Source organism: Spirosoma sp. KUDC1026 (genome assembly GCF_013375035.1).
GTDB lineage: Bacteria > Bacteroidota > Bacteroidia > Cytophagales > Spirosomataceae > Spirosoma.
On the sequence record NZ_CP056032.1, the window covers coordinates 3,816,620 to 3,832,386 of the forward strand.

Sequence of the window (15,767 nt, forward strand, 5' to 3'; positions counted from 1 at the left end):
TACTCTATAGCTATCGATTTCCGGGTCAATCAACCGTGAAAAAAATCCTTCATTTTGTCGAAGAAGCCTTTCTCATTTTTATTCGGGCGAGGCTGAAAGTTGGGTGAGTTGCGCAGTTTTTCCAGCAATGACCGTTCTTCTGCCGACAGGATTTTTGGCGTCCAGACGTTAACGTGCACGAGCTGATCACCCCGGCCGTAGCCGTTCAGTTCTTTGATGCCTTTATTTTTCAGGCGCAGGATTTTTCCGCTCTGCGTGCCCGGATCAAGCGTAATACGCGCTTTCCCGTCGATGGTAGGCACTTCAACGCTGGTACCAATAGCGGCATCAACGAAATTGACGTACAGATCGAACACGACGTTGTTACCGTCACGCTTCAGATCAGCATCTTCCTCCTCTTCGATAACGATCAGCAGATCGCCCGCTACGCCACCGCGCGGGGGTACGTTTCCTTTCCCGCCAACCGACAGCTGGATACCTTCGGCAACACCAGCCGGAATTTTGAGTGGGATAACGTCTTCCTGCAGCACGCGTCCCTCCCCAAAGCAAACGTCGCAGCGATCGGTCACGAGTTTTCCTTCGCCGTTACAGGTTGGGCAAGTGCTGGTCGATACCATCTGGCCCAGCATCGTATTGACTACTTTGCGGGTCTGGCCGGTACCGTTACAGGTCGAACAGGTTTGCACGGCCGTACCGTTCTTGGAGCCGTTCCCGCCACAGGTGTTGCACGTAACGTGGCGTTTTACTTTGATCTTTTTCTCGACCCCGTTGGCCACTTCCTGCAGATTCAGCTTCAGTTTGATCCGCAGGTCGGAACCGCGACGAACGCGCTGCCGCTGACCACCGCCCCCCTGAGCGCCCCGGAAGAAACTGCCAAACGGCGAATCATCGCCAAAGACGTCGCCAAACTGACTGAAAATATCTTCCATCGATGGGCCACCGGCTCCGTAACCGCCACTGGCAGCTCCCCCAACACCCGCATGACCAAACTGGTCGTAACGCGCTTTCTTCTGGGGATCGTTCAGAACATCGTAAGCCTCGGCCGCTTCCTTAAATTTCTCTTCGGCGGTTGGATCATCGGGGTTTTTATCCGGGTGATATTTGATCGCCATCTTCCGATAAGCCTTCTTCAGATCATCCGGCGATACGTTCTTATCTACCCCCAGTATTTCGTAATAGTCGCGCTTTGTTGCCATATCTTGAATGAGTGAATGAGTGAATGAGCGAATGAGCGAATAGGCTGCCGCAGGCTTTTTTATTCACTCATTCGCTCATTCACTCATTCACCATTGATTAACTTCCTACAATAACTTTTGCAAACCGGATCACTTTGTCGTTGAGGTAGTAGCCTTTTTCGACTTCGTCGATCACTTTGCCTTTCATATCCTCGCTGGGTGCCGGGAACTGCGTTACAGATTCATGCAGATCAGCGTTGAACGGTTCGCCCTTCGAGACCATTGGCTTGAGCCCTTTGGTTTCCAGCGTTTTGAATAATTTGTTGTAAATCAGAGATACGCCTTCTTTCACAGCGGTAACGTCGTCGGTTTTGTCGATCGACTGCATAGCCCGCTCAAAATCGTCAACAACCGGAATCAGCGCCTGCAACAAGCCTTCGTTGGCGTTGCTGATCAGCTCCAGCTTTTCTTTCGCCGTACGCCGACGGAAGTTCTCGAAGTCGGCATACAAACGCAGGTATTTATCTTTCAATTCAGCAAGCTCACGGCTGGTTGCGTCGGAAGTTTTCGTTTCCCCTGCCGCCGTTTCGTCTGCTTCACCCACAACCACAGCTTCGTCGGTTGTCAGTTCGTCAGTTGCCAGGTTGTCAGGTTGTTGTGCGGCAGAAGCCGGATTTTCGTCCAGGTTTTCTTTATTTTCCATTACTGAGTCTTTATTTCTCTTCCAGAAATACATAGGCAAAGATGGGCAAAAGGCCGGCCAATTCCCGTTTTTCTGCCAAGTTGACACGAAAAACGTTGACTGACAGGGCGCAAAATCTCTTCATTTTTAGCGAATTATTCCGTTTGAAATATGTTATGGCGATACATCCGTTTTATTCCGTTTAATGCACGCAGCCGCCAGCCGATACACGCAGTTAATCAAAGCCAAAGCTCAGTCGCTGGGGTTCGACTTCTGCGGGGTGGCCAAAGCTGATTTTCTGGACGACGAAGCGCCCCGGCTGGAGACCTGGCTCAAAAATGGAATGCATGGCCAGATGAACTACATGGCCAATCACTTTGATAAACGGCTCGACCCGAGGCTACTGGTCGATGATGCCAAGTCGGTGTTGACCGTTCTGCTAAACTACTATCCTGACCAAACGCTGCCTCAGGAGGACGACGATTACAAACTCTCGAAGTACGCGTACGGCGAAGACTATCACTTTGTTATCAAAGACAAGCTGAAATCATTGCTGGCTTATATCCACGAGGAAATTGGCGAGGTGGGCGGGCGCGCCTTTGTGGACTCGGCGCCGGTAATGGACAAGGCGTGGGCGAAGCGGGGCGGTCTGGGCTGGGTCGGAAAACATACCAACCTCATCAACCGGACCATGGGTTCCTTTTTCTTCATCGGTGAACTCATTCTTGACCTCGAACTCGAACCCGACGGGCCTATAACCGACTACTGCGGTACGTGTACCCGCTGCATAGACGCCTGCCCCACCGACGCTATTGTCGGCCCTTACGTTGTTGATGGCAGCAAGTGCATTTCGTATTTCACGATCGAACTGAAAGAAGCCATTCCTGACGACGTTCGTGGGCAATTCGACAACTGGATTTTCGGCTGTGACATTTGCCAGGACGTCTGCCCCTGGAACCGCTTCGCGCGCCCGAATCAGACTGCTGCTTTTCAGCCTCACCCCGCACTGACGACGTTTTCAAAGTCCGATTGGGAAGAAATTACCGACGACGTATTTCGGGAGATTTTCCGCCGATCGGCCGTAAAACGTACTAAATTAGAAGGACTTAAGCGAAATATTGCGTTCAGTCAACCTTTTCCCGCTGCCTAAATAGCCCCCCTCCTCTATTCATCTTACTGCTACCGACTTATTAAATACCTCCTTTAATTCGTTACTTTGTAACGAAATGGTTACATTTTTCACTAACCACCCCTCCACCATCCATTATGCAACGCGACCGGGCGCAAACGGAGAAGCGACTGATTGAGGCAGTTTGGCAAATCATTACCGAAAGTGGCTTTGATAAAATTGGTATCAATCGGATTGCCAGTCGATCCGGGATTAATAAAATTCTGATTTATCGTTATTTCGGCGGGCTGGATGGGCTTTTGCAGGCCTATTATCAGCAGACCCGCTCCACGATTATTCCACCCATTAATCTCGACGATTTTCGGCACCTTTCGCTGGAGCAGTTTTTCGAAAAAAGCTGTGATTACCTGATCGATATGTACCGGCGATTTCGGCATGATGTGGAAGCACAGGAGTTTCTGAAAGCCGGACTTCTGTCGGCCACTGATACCAATCCGATACCCAGCGAGCGCGAACAGCAGCTGCGCCAGGTTCTGGATGAGCTATCCGCTATAGTGCAGATTGAAAACGGACGCGCTATTGTCGCTATACTCTCCAGCGCCCTGGCCGTATTGACGATTAGAGAACAGCAATCACAACCGGTACTGGGTATCGATCTGCACACCGACGAGGGGGTAAAGCAGATCGAAGCGGCATTTCGGCTTATTTACCGGGGAATGTATCTCTATACGCAAAACAAGCTTGACAGCCAGGAACGGTCCTAGCACTCCTGTCACGTCGTATAGAACTGGCGCAGCACTTCGCCAACCTGCCAAACGTCCTCGAACGTATTGTACAACGGAGCGGGGGCCAGCCGAATGCAGTCAGGTTCGCGCCAGTCGCCAATGATGCCAGCTTCGGTCAGGTGCCTGAACAATTCCTTTCCCCGCTTGCGGACCAGTAATGACAGCTGACTGCCGCGTTGGTTTGGGTCGTCGGGCGTCAGCAGCATGACCTCGTCATAAGGGGCCAGAAGGTATTCCAGATAGCCCGTCAGCTGCTCACTTTTTTGCCGCAGGGCGCTCATGCCAACCTCAGCCGTGATAGCCAACGAAGCCTGGTGCAGCGCCAGTGCCGGAATGTTTGGCGTACTCAGTTGCCAGCCATCGGCTCCTACAGCCGGTAAAAAACCGGGGGTCATGGCAAACCGCCGATCTTCCCGGTACCCCCACCAGCCCGCCAGTCGGGGCAGGTTCTGGTTATGATGTTTCTCGTGCACGAAAATTCCTGAAACAGCACCCGGTCCACCATTCAGGTATTTGTAGGAACACCAGGTTGCAAAATCAACGCCCCATTCGTGTAGGCGGAGCGGAATATTTCCGATGGCGTGGGCCAGATCGAACCCGACCGGGATGCAGTGACGCGCGGCTGTTTCGGCAATAACCGCCATGTTATAGACCTGACCGGTATAATAATTCAACCCGCTCATCCAGATGACCGCCAGTTCATCGGCGTTTTCAGCAATGGCGCGCTGAATGTCGGTGGTATGAATCAGAAGATCGTCTGGGCGGGGCGCCACTTCAATTAGTACGTCGGCAGGATCGAGCCCCCGCTGGCGGACGTGCGTTTCCAGCGCGTACTGATCGGACGGGAAATCGCCTTTAATGGTCAGAATTTTCCGCTTCCGGGCCGCGGGTTGAAAGAATGACGTCAGCAATAGGTGAATATTTACCGTCAGCGCATTCATCGGGCAAACTTCAGTTTCGGAAGCGGCTCCTACAATCTGCGCCAGCGCTGGTTTGCACCGCTCGTGGTAGTTCAGCCAGACCTGCCCGGACGCATCACCCGGCTCGAACCAACCCTCAACCCCCAGGTTCTGCCAGACCGACAGTTCCTTTTCCAGCGCCTGCCGGGCCATCTTGGGTTGCAGTCCCAGCGAGTTTCCGCACAGATACGTCAGGTCGACCCCGTCCCGCTGTGGAATGTGGAAAGAATTGCGGGTGTGGCGGAGCGGATCCTGCTGGTCGAGTTGCCGCGCAAAGGCGAGCGAGTTTTCGTACATCATACAATACAAAACTAGCGGATCTCCCCTTTTCCTGCTTAATCTACTGCTAGCCGGGCTCGTAAACCGACCATATTCTTTTGCTACGGTCCGGCGAGCTACCCGCCGGACCGTAGTTAGTTCGGTTAGGCTACCTGAACAGACACGTCGTAATAATCGATGACGGGTGGCCCGGCGAAATACTGCTTCATATTTGATAAAACGTCCTGCAAAAAGCCGTTGCTTTCGGCTTCCGTCCGGGCATCCGGCGATTCCCAGAGCGTCACCATCAGGCATTTGTTTGTTTCGGCACTTACCAGAAAGCGGCTGTTTAAAAACCCAGTCTGGGATTTAAGGGCGGGGCCAACCGAATCCCGGAAGTAGTCGGTTGCTTCTGCAATAGCGTCGCCCTGCAGCGGAACTTGAATGATACGTGCGTACATATGGGTAAGAGTATAGTTAGTAAAGCTAAATAAGCAGTTGACGACCATTCTTTTACCCTCGAAAATCCTGCTGTTACGTACAAGTTTAGCGAAAGGTACTTATTCACGTTCGCCACCAGAAACAACGTAATGCTTGAGCCATTTCCCACCATTAATTGAATATATACCTAAATAACACCATTTACCAATACTTATTTGCTATTTTTTTATTTACTTAGAATAATAATTTAATATTACAATCTAGTACAAGTGTAACTTCCAGCTATTTCCTCTTTTCGCATGATCAATTCGCTTCAACTAACTGTCTTGGCCAGCCTGGTTTCTGCTGCCAGCTTTGCCCAGACATCTGAAGACCCGGCGCTGGTTCAGAAAGCAAAGAAAATTCACGAACGCGCCTTTACGGTCGACACTCACGCCGATACACCCATGCTGCTCACGCGGAACGGCTTTGACATAACAAAAGAGAATGATCCTAAAACCAGCAAAGTTGACTTCCCGCGGATGCGCAGAGGTGGTCTGGACGGCATCTTCTGGGCTGTTTATCTGGGGCAGGGTCCCCGTACTGACGAAGGACACGAGCAGGCGGTAAAGAAAGCGTATAGCATTTTCGACAACATCGCCCAGGTGCTGACGAAGAGTCCAGAACAGGCTGAACTGGCAACTACGCCCGACGATGCACTCCGTATCGGAAAGACGGGCAAACGGGTCGTTTTTATTGGCGTCGAAAATGGCTATACCATTGGGCACGACCTGACCAATCTGCAGAAATTTTACGACAGGGGCGCTCGTTACATGACCCTTTGCCACTCGGCGAACAACGACATCTGCGACTCATCGACCGACCCAAAAGGAGCTGAATACCAGGGGCTAAGTCCCCTGGGTGAACAGGTGGTAACTGAAATGAACCGACTAGGGATGATGATCGACGTATCGCACGTATCGGATTCAACTTTTTATGATGTTGTCCGGCTTTCAAAAGTGCCGGTCATCGCGTCGCATTCGGGAGCCAAAGCCATCTGCGATCATCCCCGCAACCTGACCGACGATATGCTGAAGACGCTGGCCAGAAATGGGGGCGTCATCCAACTGAACCTGCTGAGTGATTACGTAAAAACGATCAAACCCTCGGCGGAGCGCGAACAGGCACTAGCCGATTTCCTGAAGAAATATGGACTTGAAAATCGCCGGGCGATGAGCACGCTGAAATCCGAAGATCAGCAGAAAGCCCGGGCCGATTTCATGGAGATCAACCAGAAATACCCTGTTCAGCTAGCTAACGTAAAAGATGCCGTTGACCATATTGATCACATTGTCAAGCTGATTGGTATTGATTACGTGGGCATCGGCGCTGATTTTGATGGGGGTGGTGCCCTGGCCAACCTGATGGACGTGAGCCAATACGAAAACCTGACGGTTGAGCTGGTAAAGCGGGGTTATTCGAAGAAAGACATCGAGAAGATTTGGAGCGGCAACTTCTTCCGGGTTATGCGCACCGTTGATAAAGGGAAGACCAAAGTACTCGCGCAGAAGTAATTCCGTCCTTATTCTTTTTTGATAAGTTTATAATCCCAGTTCGTTGATAGATGAACCGGGATTATTTTTGCGCGCATCTCTTTACTGATACGTATGAAAATCTCCAGCCCAGTAATTGCTTTCCTGTTTTGCCTGATCGTTCTGACGGCCTGCCAGGAACGTGAAATTAGCCGGTCTACCACGCAGGAAATCGTCATAAACGACTTCGCCCGACCAGCCACGTTCATGCTGTCCCCTGGCCGGCCGTCATTCACCAGTAGATTGTCGATACGTATCGATGGTACTATCAGCGAGGACGGACGTCAACCTGACCATCTTCCGATTTGATGCGTCGGGCAAACCCATTCCGTTGCAGAGCATTGATTTGGAGACGGGTACGTATGCAGGGCGCGGCTTCCAGTTCGATCACTATCAGTCCGAGGATTTAAGCCTGACTGTTACGCCCTCTAAAAGCACGACGGGCAACCTGACCATCTTCTGGGAGTTATACTAATGCATACCACCATAAAAAAACTCTATATCATCACCGTGCTCGGTTTCCTGTTCAATACGCTGGCACTGGCCCAACCGCCAGCTCCCAAAAATTCGATTCAGGCCGGTGTCGATTACATGAGCCTTGATTTTCCTGACGATCTGGGGTATCGCTATGCCCTTCGCTACGCCCGGCATCTGGCCAATGATCGCCTTGTTCTGGCGGCCACGGCTGGGTACCTCCTGACCGATAACCGCAGCACCAGTCCTGACGACATTACGGCAGCTGGCAACAAACGGCAGCGTCTGACCGGCGACCTGACCATTCTGTTTGATTTTCTCAAAAGCAGCCGGCATGCTTTACGCGCTGGGGGTGGCCTGTCAGGATGGGCACGCCAGGACGATATCATTATAGCCCGCAGTCGGTCGTCCTTTTCCAACAGCGAAGCCACTGACGTGCTTATATCGGCATCGGTTCAACGGGAAAACGTTACAGCCCTGAACGTCGGCTGGCACGCAACCGCCGAGTACGAATACCTTTTACCAATCGAATTACGGCCAGCGGTCGATTCATGGTGGCCAATTTAGACATGGCTGGCATCAGCTCAGTGGCTGGTCTAACCGTTGGGTATCGCTTTTAGAAACTGATCAGCATCAGCAAAAACGGCCTCCAGAATTCTGGAGGCCGTTTTTGTTGTATTTTATGGTTAGCTTACTGATTGTCCATGCCGCCTTTTTTGCAGCAGCTTGGCAGTTTTTCGTAACCAGCCGCATCGGCCATTACTTCTTCAGCATCATAGCCGGTTTTGCTGATATTGGATTTCAATTTCGTTACGTCCGTTTTACCCGGATTATATTTGATCGTTACTACCTTCGACTTCACGTCTAGGTTGGCTTCTTTCACGCCTTTCTCGAACGCCAGATTCCGTTCGATCCGGGCTTTGCACATACCGCAAACGGCCGATGTTTTTATCTTGACTTCCTTTTCCTTATCATCGCCAACCGATCTGGCAGTAGCGGCATAGCTCGTTAGTGTCAACGCCGTCAGCGCTGTTAAAAGAAGGTTACGTAACATGGTTTACAGGTGTTTATGTGAATTGATAACGTAAATTATACCCTAATGGTGCATTCCATTCATTCCTTTATGCATGCGTTTCATGCTGCCCATAGTCATCAGACTGGGCGACAGACGCAGGTAGATTTGGCCGGACACGGGTGTTTTTCCGTAAACGGTTCGCAAAAACTGATCCGTTAAACCGCCCGTCACCTGCGCGCCTAAAACCAGGTCTGTGTTCCACTGCTGCGCCAGTCGGTAATTCATGCCCAACGTCAGATTATTGATTGTAAAGACGGCGTGGTCGTCGTAACCCATTCGCTCCGCCTGAGCGACTAACGACAGTTCCTCGGCCGATTTGCCCACGTTTTCGTAACGTCCGTAAACCGCAACTTTATCGATCTGCAGACTGCTTTCGGCCAGGAACGCATTTTCGTTTTCCCCGCCGTGGCTGTTCATACCCCAGGTGAGGGCCGACGTTACGTAGCGACCGGGGGCGCCTAACCCTTTGCTGTGCAGCACCGACGCCGTTGTTCGAGTAATGTTTTGTTCAGGATGGGCCACTTCCGGGCTGTGCAGGTATCCCTGCGAGAACTGAAAGGCCAGCGATGGTGAGGGATTAACCGACAAACGGTATGAGTAACTATCGAAGCGCGGCCGATCAAAATCATACCGATTCTCGTTGGGTTCACGCCCCGTAAACGACGAGGCTTCCAATTTAGCCCACTTGTAGCGGAACCCGACCGTGGCCACGCCAAACAGAATATGCGTCGCATCCTGCCAGTGGTGGCTCAGGGGCGCATCCGGATTGTTGAACGAGGAAATACGGTGCATAAAGGCCGGAGGGCCCAGGGCGGGCTCACCGGGGTAGCCTACGTAACCATATAGATCTATGTCTTTATTGAACGAATGGCTGTAGCTCACCGACAGTTCCGAAACGAGATCGTGCGGGTGCTGTTTGTCGATAAGTGGCTGATCTTTGTACGTTTCGCCCGTCTGAAACAGCAATGGATAACCGCCGTTACTAACCGTCAGCGGGTCGAGCGAAACCATTGCCCGCACCTGAAACAAGCCTTTCTGCCCAACTTTACGCTGAGCCATCCCCATAAACCAGTTTGGGGCTCCCAGTTGCTGCGCGCGTCCCCGCCCCCCGGGGTTATTACTGTTCTGGCTGGTATACCGCAGATAAACCGCGTAGTGCAGCATATAGCTCCACGGACTGCTCGACGGCTGGCTCATGTAAGCATACATGGGCGTGTTATCCGGGTGCCAGGACGTACCAGAGCCGTTGCGGTTCATGGGCAGGTGGCGTGACAGCGAATGGGTCATGCCCATTGTGTCCATCGTCATCCCGTCATTCTGCATCATGCCCATACCGTTCATCGACGAAGAACTCAATCTGGCAGAGTCGCCTTGTGCTGGCTTAGTCTTGCTGGACCTTTCCTGGCCGGGCCCCTCCTGGCCGGGCATCGGCATGCCTTCGTGATGCTGGTGCTGTGCCATTGCGCCAAAACTCAGAAGCAGTAAAATGAGTGTATATGCTTTGTTCATTAGGCTGTCGAGTAAAATAAAACTGGTGGTACCACCCGTGGGCAGTACCACCAGTTATTCTGTTGAATTAGGCGGCCATGCTCCGGCATTCTTCAGCGCATTTCCGGCAGGCTTCAGCGCAGGCTTTGCAGTGAGCATTGTGATCGGCGTGTTTTTCGCACTCGGCCGCACAGGCTTCGCAGGCTTCCGCGCAGACTTTCATGAACGAGGCCATAAACTGCGAGCCCCGGGCCGTCAGCCGGCCGCAGAGGGTGCATAGGTCGGCGCAGTCGCGGCACAGTTTGATGCAGGCCGTCATGTCGTGGCCTTTGCTGTCTTCATCGCCCATCTCCAGGCAGGCGGTAGCGCAGGCTTCACAGGCTTCGGCGCAGCTAAAACAGGTATCGACGTGTTGGGTTGAGGTCATGTTTTCCATGAGTCTTGTTGAGTTATTGGTTCTTCGACCACCATTGATCAACAAAATAACTCGCTGCAGCCTATTCAGTTTTTACATAATTCCGGTCTGCTTTAAAGCATATCCAACGGTCGGCGTTCGGCCTGAGCGGCTTTGCGAAACTGACCCGGTGTTTGCCCCGTCACTTGCCGGAACTGATTGGATAAATGCTGCACGCTGCTGTAGTTCAACCGCCAGGCGATCTCACTCAGCGTCAGCTCGTCGTACCGGAGCCATTCCTTTACCTTTTCGATCTTCAGGGCGATACTATATTTTTCTACAGTTTGCCCCTCACTGGCCGAAAACAGACCGCTGAGATACGAGTATTCGTAACCCAGCTTTCGCTCCAGAAAAGTTGAGTAATTTTCATTGGCCTGCCGCTCGCCTTTCAGGTGCTGCACTTCGTTAATGAGCAGCACTTTCATGTGCTCCACCAGCGACTGCCGCCGGTCATCAACCAGGTCGAAGCCGTTTTCCTGCAACAACTGGCGCACATCATCGAGCGTAACCGTAGCGGGCAGCTCATCAACTTCGACTTCTCCCAGCTCAACCCGACTAGGTATCAGCCCGACTTTTATCAGTTCCTCGCGCACAACCCGCTTGCAGCGATCGCACACCATATTTTTTACGATCAGCTTCATTATAAAACAGGTTTAAAGCGAAATCCCAGATACACCATACGGCCCGTAACGGGTCCCCACGCCCGGCTACCGGCGTCAAAGTTGACCCCGAAGGGATCGTTGGCGGCCACGATAGGGTTCAGTTGCCGGAATCCCGTCAGGTTTTCGCCACCCAGGTAAATTTCCCAGCCGCTCCGAAAGGCCCGGCTCACCTGCGCGTTCAGGTTATAAAATCCAGGCGAGTAGTCGGTAGGCATGTTGCCATAGCTCGTATGCACGTAGTCTGGGCGTAGGTACGGTATCCGGCGGGGCCCGTTCCATTGCAGCGTAGCGTCGAATTTCCATTTATCGAAGGGCAGCGCATAGCCCGCGTTCAACAGCACCCGGTCGCGGCTCACCATCATTTTAGGCAGCAGCCGGCTCTCTCCGAATGGCCCACCCATGCTCTGCCGCACGTCGAACAAACGGTAAGCTGCTTTTACTTCGAAGCGCTTTATGGGCTGGATGTTTAACTCCGCCTGAAAGCTATTCGCAAAGGATGCCCCCTGCAGGTTATAGAAATGCAGTTCGCGAGGATGCTCCAGATCAACAACCAGTTGGTTCTCAAACGTGGTCCGATGATAGTCCAATACCAGCGATGCTTTTTTACCGAACAGGTTGACGTCATTGGACAGACTCAGGCCGTAATTCCAGGAGATTTCGGGTTGCAACGGGCTGTCGTTGACAATCGTTCGTGAGCTGACCAGGTAGCCAAAATTCTCGATAAACCTGTTCGGCACCCGAAAACCACGTCCCCCCGAAGCCCGGAGCGCTACGTTCGGGCTCAGGTTGTATTTCAGGTGCGCCCGGGGTGTCCACTGCGCGCCAAATAGATTGTGGTAATCAAAACGACCGCCCAACACAAAGGTTAGTTTCTCCAGATAGGAATAGGTATACTCCGCAAATACGCCCGGCACCGATTCGGTACGGTTCGTTTGCAAAGGCCCCAGTCGCTCGAGATAATCGTCCAGCAGGTAGCTTAACCCTGCTTTGTAGGCATGATTGGTATTGCCAATGATGGACTGGTAAATCAGGTTGGCGTAAAAGGTACGCTGCAGACCTAAATAGGGTCGATACCCGAAATTAGCGATCTGCTCGTGGTGCAATCCGTTCAGAATGAGGCCCAGTCCTTTATAGGGTTTGTCGGGATAGAGCTTGGCCGTTTTGGAGAAAAACTCCAGCCGCCGGGTGGTGTTCCCAAAGCTATAGCGCGTGGATGATGGGGTATCATACCGCGCAAGCTGACCCCCATCCCGATCTTCGTATAGGGCTTTCACGCCAAACTGCGCCACGAACCGATCACTGCTGTATTTGTAGCGGTTGATGGCGTTGAGTTGGGTGTACAGGGGCAAATCCCGGAAGCCGTCGTTGTTCTGGTCAATCTCGTTACGTAGCGCACTGGCATGACCCAGTACCCCCACGGTCCATTTTTTGCTGAGTGGCTTCGACCAATTGGCGTTGCCTTCTATCCGGCCAAAGCTGTTAACGTATCCGTTCAGGAACAGTTTATCCGGGCTGTCGGGCTTCTGTAACTCTACATTCATCTGCCCACTCATTGACTCGTAGCCATTCACAACAGATCCGGCACCTTTGCCGATATCAATCGACGTAATCCAGGTGCCGGGAATGTAATTCAGACCGAAGGTGGTAGCCAGCCCCCGTATCGTCGGGATATTCTCGACGTTAGTCTGCACGTACTGCCCGCCTAATCCCAGAAACTGAATCTGCTTGGCTCCCGTCACAGCATCAGCATACGACACGCTAACCGACGCGTTCGTTTCGAAGCTTTCCGACAGGTTGCAGCAGGCCGCTTTCGCCAGCGTACGCTGAGTGATCAGTTCCGTCTGAATAGGGTTCATCCGGTCCAGTTGTCCAGCCGCCCCAGACACCGTAACCTCCGACAGGGTACGCTCCGGCCGCAGAATACTTGTAATATCGTTTGCCGGATTGGTAACCGTAAGCGTGTCGGACTGATAACCGACGTAACTGATCAGTAATTGATTGAATTGTGTTGTCAGGGGCAGTTGAAAACGCCCTGTTGAATCGGTGATGGTTCCTCCGCTGGAACCTGCCCAACGGACGGTAGCACCAATCAGGGGAATCCGTTTATTCTGTTGCTGTTCGGCCACAACGCCCCGAACAACGACCGACGAATCGATCTGAGCTCTTACCGGCAGAGCTGCCAGCAGAGTCAGTATAACAAGGTAAAATCGCATGTATGTATAGATTGATAGAAAACAGAACAAGCCCGTGTCTTGTGGACACCGGCAGCAATGCATCAATCAATACATCAAATAAGGAAGCGCTGTACGAGCGACAGGAGATCGCGCCCGGACGGTAAGGATGGTGAAGAAACAGCAGGAGCGCTGGTTGCAACGCTATGATCAAAAATCCAGTCAACCAGCCAGGTAACGACGGTTAGTACGCTGGTCAGAACGGCCTCCGTAACAATTTTGGCGAATTTGGCTACCAGTTGGGTCAGCGAGGATGTTACGTCTACATTTTCGTAGCTCTGTTCATCCTGGCAGCACTCATCCCGACTGATGATCAGTTCGTCTGTATTGATGGCCGTGTGTTTGCCAATTTTGCAGCCCTTTTGCTCAGCGTCTTTACTGAACGCAACCACCATGGTCTTTTTCTTGCCGCGCATCTGGCACGAATGTTCTACCAGTCCAAAGCCCGTACTGCTCAGCAGCACGATGCAGGCCATCAGGAGGTTGAACAGTTGAAAAAGCCGACGTTTCATAGTGGACCAAAGGTAAAATCTCCAATTGAGATTTGCAAATACCTGGTAATCAAAAAGGGGAGACAGTTGATTAACCGTCTCCCCTTTCTACTTATCCAATTACTCAAAACCGATTAGTAACCAGGATTTTGTGTTAACACGCCTTTCTGCAGGTCAAGCTGCGTCAGCGGAATTGGCATATACTCGCTCTTACCAGCGGTAAACTTAGCACCGCCCAGTGCGTTCGTTAGCTTAGCACCTTCGTATGTCAGGTATGCGTTAATCGTTGTAGCAGCCGTACCCCAGCGAACCAGGTCAAAGAAGCGGTGACCTTCACCCGACAGTTCCAGCTTCCGCTCAAAATACACCGCGTTACGCGCGGCATCTTTCGACGCAAAGGCTGACGTTGGGTATTCGCTGATCACGTACTTAGCTGCATTGGCACCTGCTGTGGTTTTCACATAACCATCCGCGTTAGCCGCCCGGCGACGGACCTGATTCACATAATCCCGCGCTTTTTCCAGGCTACCAACTTCTACTTCCGCTTCAGCAGCCATGAGCAGTACGTCGGCGTAGCGAATCAGCAGAATGTTTAGACCCGTCCAGCCTTTTGTCCAGTTCGATACGTCAGCCGCGCGGCTTTCCTGTGCTCTCGTGTAGATGTATTTTTTAGGTGCGTAAGGACCACCGAAGGCCTGATCACGAATCCAGTCTTTACCTGGGAACACCTGCCAGTCGAGGTAAGGAATACCCCGGCGACCAACTGACTGGTCAAGACGAGGGTCAAGGTTACCGGCATCCGGCGTAAAGGCCTGTGACGACTCCAGTCCCTGGTCGGTTACCAGTTGGTTAGCACCCGTGTTATACGAACCATCCAGCAGTGGCAGACCGTTGGCATTCGTGCGGAACGAGTTTGCCAGTTCGAAGCTTGGCTGGAAGAAGCCGCAGCAGCCTACCGGACCCGAAGGACCCGTGTTATAAGGCCAGTTCAGGTTCAAATCACCCGACGCAGCATCTGAGCTACCCGTGTTAGCCGCATTCTGCGTAGAAAAGATTGCCTCTTCGTTGTTTTCGTTGTCGAAGCTAAATACGTTCCGGTACTGTGGTACCAGCGCGTATTTTTTACCGTTGGTTGTCTTGCCATTGGCAATTACCAGATCAAACAGCGTTTTTGCTTCGGCATACTTCTTCTGGTACAGATAAGTTTTTGCCAGGTACGTAGCAGCCGCCCATTTGTTTGCCCGTCCAGCCTCCGATTGGGTTTCGGGCAGGTTGTCGTAGGCGTATTTGAAATCAGCCTCTATTTTCGGCCAGATATCAGCGTCGTTTTTCACGTCAGCAATACCAGCCGCATAGTCTACCGTTTCGTCAACATAAGGCACCTTGTTAAAGGTACGTTTCAGATCGAAATAGTAGTGGCCACGAAGAAAGCGAGCTTCTCCACCGATACGCAGTTTATCCGAAGCTGATACCGTAGCATCTGCTGTCGTTAAGGCCCGAAGCGACGAGTTAGCCCGGCTAATTCCTTCGTACATTGCCAGCCAGCGCTGGTTGATCTCGTTGTTACTCGACTGCACCTCAAACCGCATGATCGGCGTGATTGCGTTGAAGTCACCAGCATTGGAGCCTTTGTTAGCATCACCACCCAGGATACTACCATACACCCAGTTGGTCGAACTGGCGGTCTGGCTATACCCCCGACCATTCAGTTGGGCGTACGAGCTGATCAATAACCCCTCAATACCCGATTTGGTATTTAAGTTGGTGATCTGCAGCTGATTGGTTGGCGGCACGTCCAGAAACTCGTTCGAACATGCCCAGCCAAGCAGGGACAGAAGCGTCAGGCCAGTTCCTTTCGCAAGTATTTTTTTCATGTTTTTGTGTCTTAATAA

The 15,767-nt window shown here is 52.1% G+C and carries 16 protein-coding genes; 5 read left to right on the plus strand and 11 right to left on the minus strand.

The window, feature by feature from the left end; translation table 11 throughout:
- Positions 1-29 precede the first annotated feature (29 nt).
- The gene (dnaJ, locus tag HU175_RS15990) at positions 30-1,196 is read right to left on the minus strand and encodes a molecular chaperone DnaJ (RefSeq protein WP_176567545.1); all 1,167 of its coding nucleotides are present in this window, start codon (positions 1,194-1,196) and stop codon (positions 30-32) included.
- Positions 1,197-1,293: 97 nt separating this feature from the next.
- The gene (locus HU175_RS15995; RefSeq protein WP_176567546.1) at positions 1,294-1,878 is read right to left on the minus strand and encodes a nucleotide exchange factor GrpE; all 585 of its coding nucleotides are present in this window, start codon (positions 1,876-1,878) and stop codon (positions 1,294-1,296) included.
- 184 nt (positions 1,879-2,062) lie between these two features.
- Here HU175_RS15995 and queG point away from each other — a divergent pair, with 184 nt between their 5' ends.
- Together queG and HU175_RS16005 are read left to right on the plus strand one after the other, a co-directional pair.
- The gene (gene queG, locus HU175_RS16000) at positions 2,063-3,007 is read left to right on the plus strand and encodes a tRNA epoxyqueuosine(34) reductase QueG (protein ID WP_176567547.1); all 945 of its coding nucleotides are present in this window, start codon (positions 2,063-2,065) and stop codon (positions 3,005-3,007) included.
- 116 nt (positions 3,008-3,123) lie between these two features.
- Positions 3,124-3,750 (plus strand): TetR/AcrR family transcriptional regulator, encoded by a 627-nt coding sequence (locus HU175_RS16005; RefSeq protein WP_176567548.1) that lies wholly within the window; start codon positions 3,124-3,126, stop codon positions 3,748-3,750.
- An 8-nt stretch (positions 3,751-3,758) separates the two neighbouring features.
- Here the strand turns inward: HU175_RS16005 and kynU are convergent, their stop codons facing one another.
- Positions 3,759-5,030: a kynureninase gene (gene kynU, locus HU175_RS16010; RefSeq protein ID WP_176567549.1), complete on the minus strand. Its 1,272-nt coding sequence runs from the start codon at positions 5,028-5,030 to the stop codon at positions 3,759-3,761.
- Between the two features lie 122 nt (positions 5,031-5,152).
- Positions 5,153-5,449 carry an antibiotic biosynthesis monooxygenase family protein gene (locus tag HU175_RS16015; RefSeq protein WP_176567550.1) on the minus strand — a complete coding sequence of 99 codons (297 nt, stop codon included), beginning with the start codon at positions 5,447-5,449 and terminating at the stop codon, positions 5,153-5,155.
- A 279-nt stretch (positions 5,450-5,728) separates the two neighbouring features.
- Here HU175_RS16015 and HU175_RS16020 point away from each other — a divergent pair, with 279 nt between their 5' ends.
- The 3 genes from HU175_RS16020 (at position 5,729) to HU175_RS16030 (ending at position 8,041) form a co-directional block, all read left to right on the plus strand.
- A complete protein-coding gene (locus HU175_RS16020) occupies positions 5,729-6,982 on the plus strand; it encodes a dipeptidase (protein WP_176567551.1) in 1,254 nt (417 codons plus the stop codon).
- Positions 6,983-7,259: 277 nt separating this feature from the next.
- Positions 7,260-7,475 (plus strand): hypothetical protein, encoded by a 216-nt coding sequence (locus HU175_RS16025; protein WP_176567552.1) that lies wholly within the window; start codon positions 7,260-7,262, stop codon positions 7,473-7,475.
- On the plus strand, positions 7,475-8,041 hold the full coding sequence (locus HU175_RS16030; protein ID WP_176567553.1) for a hypothetical protein: 567 nt from the start codon (positions 7,475-7,477) through the stop codon (positions 8,039-8,041). The genes HU175_RS16025 and HU175_RS16030 overlap by 1 nt, the downstream gene beginning before the upstream one ends.
- A 124-nt stretch (positions 8,042-8,165) precedes the next feature.
- On the opposite strand, the gene HU175_RS16035 is transcribed toward HU175_RS16030, so the two are convergent.
- The 7 genes from HU175_RS16035 to HU175_RS16065 all read right to left on the minus strand — a co-directional run bounded on the left by HU175_RS16035 (position 8,166) and on the right by HU175_RS16065 (position 15,749).
- Entirely contained in the window at positions 8,166-8,528 is a 363-nt protein-coding gene (locus HU175_RS16035; protein ID WP_176567554.1) for a heavy-metal-associated domain-containing protein, read from the minus strand.
- A gap of 42 nt (positions 8,529-8,570) precedes the next feature.
- On the minus strand, positions 8,571-10,058 hold the full coding sequence (locus HU175_RS16040; RefSeq protein WP_176567555.1) for a hypothetical protein: 1,488 nt from the start codon (positions 10,056-10,058) through the stop codon (positions 8,571-8,573).
- A gap of 67 nt (positions 10,059-10,125) precedes the next feature.
- Positions 10,126-10,473 (minus strand): four-helix bundle copper-binding protein, encoded by a 348-nt coding sequence (locus HU175_RS16045; RefSeq protein ID WP_176567556.1) that lies wholly within the window; start codon positions 10,471-10,473, stop codon positions 10,126-10,128.
- A gap of 92 nt (positions 10,474-10,565) precedes the next feature.
- Positions 10,566-11,132: an AraC family transcriptional regulator gene (locus tag HU175_RS16050; protein WP_176567557.1), complete on the minus strand. Its 567-nt coding sequence runs from the start codon at positions 11,130-11,132 to the stop codon at positions 10,566-10,568.
- The gene (locus HU175_RS16055) at positions 11,132-13,366 is read right to left on the minus strand and encodes a TonB-dependent receptor (RefSeq protein ID WP_176567558.1); all 2,235 of its coding nucleotides are present in this window, start codon (positions 13,364-13,366) and stop codon (positions 11,132-11,134) included. Before HU175_RS16055 ends, HU175_RS16050 begins: the two co-directional genes overlap by 1 nt.
- Positions 13,367-13,440: 74 nt before the next feature.
- On the minus strand, positions 13,441-13,896 hold the full coding sequence (locus HU175_RS16060; protein WP_176567559.1) for an HYC_CC_PP family protein: 456 nt from the start codon (positions 13,894-13,896) through the stop codon (positions 13,441-13,443).
- A gap of 113 nt (positions 13,897-14,009) precedes the next feature.
- Positions 14,010-15,749 carry a RagB/SusD family nutrient uptake outer membrane protein gene (locus HU175_RS16065; RefSeq protein ID WP_176567560.1) on the minus strand — a complete coding sequence of 580 codons (1,740 nt, stop codon included), beginning with the start codon at positions 15,747-15,749 and terminating at the stop codon, positions 14,010-14,012.
- Positions 15,750-15,767 lie beyond the last annotated feature (18 nt).

Coding starts and splice junctions, on each gene's coding strand:
- dnaJ (WP_176567545.1), bottom strand. CDS start 1,196: ATGGCAACAAAGCGCGACTATTACGAAATACTGGGGGTAGATAAGAAC.
- HU175_RS15995 (WP_176567546.1), bottom strand. CDS start 1,878: ATGGAAAATAAAGAAAACCTGGACGAAAATCCGGCTTCTGCCGCACAA.
- queG (WP_176567547.1), top strand. CDS start 2,063: ATGCACGCAGCCGCCAGCCGATACACGCAGTTAATCAAAGCCAAAGCT.
- HU175_RS16005 (WP_176567548.1), top strand. CDS start 3,124: ATGCAACGCGACCGGGCGCAAACGGAGAAGCGACTGATTGAGGCAGTT.
- kynU (WP_176567549.1), bottom strand. CDS start 5,030: ATGATGTACGAAAACTCGCTCGCCTTTGCGCGGCAACTCGACCAGCAG.
- HU175_RS16015 (WP_176567550.1), bottom strand. CDS start 5,449: ATGTACGCACGTATCATTCAAGTTCCGCTGCAGGGCGACGCTATTGCA.
- HU175_RS16020 (WP_176567551.1), top strand. CDS start 5,729: ATGATCAATTCGCTTCAACTAACTGTCTTGGCCAGCCTGGTTTCTGCT.
- HU175_RS16025 (WP_176567552.1), top strand. CDS start 7,260: ATGGTACTATCAGCGAGGACGGACGTCAACCTGACCATCTTCCGATTT.
- HU175_RS16030 (WP_176567553.1), top strand. CDS start 7,475: ATGCATACCACCATAAAAAAACTCTATATCATCACCGTGCTCGGTTTC.
- HU175_RS16035 (WP_176567554.1), bottom strand. CDS start 8,528: ATGTTACGTAACCTTCTTTTAACAGCGCTGACGGCGTTGACACTAACG.
- HU175_RS16040 (WP_176567555.1), bottom strand. CDS start 10,058: ATGAACAAAGCATATACACTCATTTTACTGCTTCTGAGTTTTGGCGCA.
- HU175_RS16045 (WP_176567556.1), bottom strand. CDS start 10,473: ATGGAAAACATGACCTCAACCCAACACGTCGATACCTGTTTTAGCTGC.
- HU175_RS16050 (WP_176567557.1), bottom strand. CDS start 11,132: ATGAAGCTGATCGTAAAAAATATGGTGTGCGATCGCTGCAAGCGGGTT.
- HU175_RS16055 (WP_176567558.1), bottom strand. CDS start 13,366: ATGCGATTTTACCTTGTTATACTGACTCTGCTGGCAGCTCTGCCGGTA.
- HU175_RS16060 (WP_176567559.1), bottom strand. CDS start 13,896: ATGAAACGTCGGCTTTTTCAACTGTTCAACCTCCTGATGGCCTGCATC.
- HU175_RS16065 (WP_176567560.1), bottom strand. CDS start 15,749: ATGAAAAAAATACTTGCGAAAGGAACTGGCCTGACGCTTCTGTCCCTG.